This window comes from Alishewanella maricola, assembly GCF_016343785.1.
In the GTDB taxonomy this organism is placed as follows: domain Bacteria; phylum Pseudomonadota; class Gammaproteobacteria; order Enterobacterales; family Alteromonadaceae; genus Alishewanella; species Alishewanella maricola.
Genome location: NZ_JAEINI020000027.1, coordinates 1 through 3,229, shown reverse-complemented (window position 1 = coordinate 3,229; position 3,229 = coordinate 1). Strand labels below are relative to the sequence as shown.

Here is a 3,229-nt window from a genome sequence, read left to right as displayed (position 1 = left end):
CCGCCTAACACGCAATGTGTTGGCGCGGCTTTTTGCGTTGTTTGCCAAAACCGTGACAACGAAACATTGTCGGAGTTTAGGCGCTTGTTATGTTTCGTTACTTGATTGCAGAGTAAAAGCCGAAAAGTAAGAAACTAATAATAAACATTATTAATAAGCCATAATAAATCTGTTTTTGAGCTTTGTATTCAAATTTAATCTGTGGCTTTAGCGCTATATTGATAAATAAAAACTTCATATATCGAGGTTTAATATCACCAAATTTATACGCGTAAAATCCTTGTGATATTAGAAACAAGATAGACAGAATTAACAATATGGACTGAGTAAAATCCATGTTGGCCCAAACTTTAGCTAAATCTAGTTGAATAATCTCAAACCTCTATAGAAACATAACGCAAAGCACATGGGCGACGGCCGCGCAGCGGTTGGCGTCCCAGCGACCGAAGGGAGCGAATGGTGCGCCTTGTTAGCGGCGACAAACACACTACCCACGCGGCACTGCCGCCAAGCGATGCCGAACAACGGCAACCCTGTGCAAAATTAAAAACGAAACCAGCCAAGTGCGATACAACGAAATGACTGGAACTTGAAAACTTAAAATCTAGCGGAGCAAATGAGTCAAAAGGAACAACGCTACCGCACCATCAGAGATTGCACCTTGCCAACAAACTGGTGAACCTGACGGAATAAATTAATAACTGAGATACAACCTAACGCAAGCAGAACCGAAAAGTAAAACAGATTTTGTACCTAAACCGTCTCGACAGCCGGCTAACGCCGCCAGCATGCGCGGCTTTGTAGAGTAGGCGAAGCCGCAACGAAAAAGACGTCGCTATGGCTGGCCTTGTTAGGGCTGACTTGCATACTGGACCCAAATACTCTCTGTCGGATGATGTTCTTTAATTGTTTCAAGTGCATCCTCCAACTCGCTTCTATTTACCCCACTGATGGGGTGATTAAATCTGGTGACATTAAAGCCTTTCGCAAGCAACTCTTTGTGATTGAGTTCGGTTAAAACATTGCTACCAGCCCAAATGACAACACCAGGCAATTTGATAACTTCAACCAGAGCTCGTGCTTCAAGTATCAGATAAACCATGCGAAAGCCCTAACGCGAAGCACACGGGCGACAAAAACGCGATAGCGGGTTTGGCGTCCCAGTGACCAACGGGAGCGAGTGATGCGTATTGTTAGGCACGATTTATGAGTCCTCGAGTCAAATTTATTAAATATTTTTCCAAACCACACTCATCATTAGGCCCTGAATCAAAGTCATGAGACATTATTTTCATCACAGATTCAAATCCATCACAACAGTTTACTAATTGCTGAATCAACTTAGTTTCACCTGCGATAAGTGTAACATCTTGATCTAACCTACAAATCCAGTTTTGCTCTTGAGAAAAGACATAGTGATCTGCTGTAAAACAAAAATCATGACCTAAATATGCTAAGAGCGATTCACGGTCAGGCTGAACAAATACAGGTAATATATCCATCTCCAGATCTCTGAATGAAATGACTGCAACTTCGCTATTATCTTCAAACGACAATAACGCATCCCATACGTTAGCTGGAGCCAGATCAGAATGAACATTACGATCGAAAGCGAGCCCTGACCAATTCGCTTTAAGCAAAGGTACTTTTGGCGGGTAATCAGGTAGCAAAGTTTCAGAAATAAATTTCTTTGGTTGATCAACCATGTCTGCTCAACTCAGTTCAGTGCCTAACGCCTCATTAAGAGGAAATTTATAGTTGGCTAAAATGTTGAACGCAGTGAAAACAGCCAACTGTAAATTTTCCTGCTTTAATGACTTGTTAGGCATTTTTATACTGAGTCGATTTTATCAGTTTGGCGCAAAGTAAAGCTGCCCAACCAATAAGAACCCAATGTCCAGTAAACAGCCTCAATTGATAACTTAACAGTTGATTATAACCAGCATAATCAACTTCTCGGATAACTGTACCTTTTTGAACTAGGAAATATGCGCCATTAATAATTTTGGGATTACCACCTTCAAGTAATGCTATACATAAGAAAAAATTCATTAATATATATGGCATAACAGGAAAGAATAGCCCTCCTAGCAATATTGGTGCATTTTCACCACCAAGCTTAAAAAACTCCTCGCTGCTTGAGATAACTCTTTTTGCCAAAAATATAAAAACACCCGCAACCAATATTGCGGTCCCGTGAAGCTTTGGCATTAAGCCGTTTGTAACTGCGAAATCTAGTTCAAAATATGTACTCACATGAATTGCCACAAACACGAGGAAAACTAAATTTGCAAAAGGAGTTAAGAGCCTATCCATGTAATATGCCTAACGCCCCGCGCATGCGCGCGAACTTGTGAGCGTCGCAGGGGCCGTAGGCCCCATATGACGCGGTTTGTTAGGTGACGGTCTGCCCATGAGGCTTGCCAGTTAATGTAATAATTATTTCTCTTAAATTCGTTTTTATACAAATTTGAGAGTCGTTTAGCCAATTAATCCCAATAACACCATCAATTAATTCGTCATCGATTTCTTCAATAGATTCTGAGTATTTGGTGATTCCAGGAAATGTGATCACTCTGACTATTAGCATATCTTCTGGATTGTTTACTGCTTTTAGCACAACTTTTCTTTTGAGCGAATCGTAAAAAAGCCCACTTAAAAACGGTGATGCCCCGCTTAACAATTCCGACGTGATATCAGTCATACGCTTGAGTCACCTAACGCGAAGCTTTGGGGCGGCTGGAGCGCAGCGTAAGCCGTCCCAGCCACGACAGTGGCGACAACAGCGCATTGTTAGGCATTTTTTTGCTCCAGTTTTACACCCATTGTCATGGGGGGAAAGACATGCCTGATTATGATTCTGCTTTTGTTCACTAGGCCGAGGGTAATTTCATTTACAGCTCCCTCTCCCAAGTAATCATTTTGAATCACTTCTTCAACTTTCATCGGAAGACACAAAGCATTGAACGACGACTGACAATTCACTGACTCAATTTTTTCGAGTGATAACGCCATCCCAGGATACCGACCAGTAATCTCCACTTCACATGGTCTGACTTGGAATATTGTTTGATCATCAAATACTAAATTAATGTCATAACAAATCAGAAAACCTTCATTAGTATCGTCTTGCCAAGCAGCATGAACCTTCTCATGGTTTTCCCCAAGACGAATTTCAACAAGGTATTTGCTATCTAAACTAATCATTTCGTTCATGGAAATGCCTAAC

Annotated in this window: 5 protein-coding genes; all 5 read right to left on the bottom strand. The window is 41.3% G+C overall.

Annotated features, from left to right (window positions below):
* Window positions 1-850 precede the first annotated feature (850 nt).
* Window positions 851-1,102, bottom strand: a complete 252-nt coding sequence (locus JAO78_RS16470) for a hypothetical protein (RefSeq protein WP_226752454.1) — start codon at window positions 1,100-1,102, stop codon at window positions 851-853.
* Between the two features lie 91 nt (window positions 1,103-1,193).
* Window positions 1,194-1,706, bottom strand: coding sequence for a hypothetical protein (locus JAO78_RS16465; RefSeq protein WP_226752453.1), 513 nt, complete (start codon window positions 1,704-1,706; stop codon window positions 1,194-1,196).
* Window positions 1,707-1,821: 115 nt separating this feature from the next.
* Window positions 1,822-2,316, bottom strand: a complete 495-nt coding sequence (locus tag JAO78_RS16460; protein ID WP_226752452.1) for a hypothetical protein — start codon at window positions 2,314-2,316, stop codon at window positions 1,822-1,824.
* A 79-nt stretch (window positions 2,317-2,395) separates the two neighbouring features.
* Window positions 2,396-2,704 carry a hypothetical protein gene (locus JAO78_RS16455; protein WP_226752451.1) on the bottom strand — a complete coding sequence of 103 codons (309 nt, stop codon included), beginning with the start codon at window positions 2,702-2,704 and terminating at the stop codon, window positions 2,396-2,398.
* An 89-nt stretch (window positions 2,705-2,793) separates the two neighbouring features.
* A partial coding sequence (locus tag JAO78_RS16450; protein WP_226752450.1) for a hypothetical protein occupies window positions 2,794-3,229 on the bottom strand: 436 nt, incomplete at its 5' end.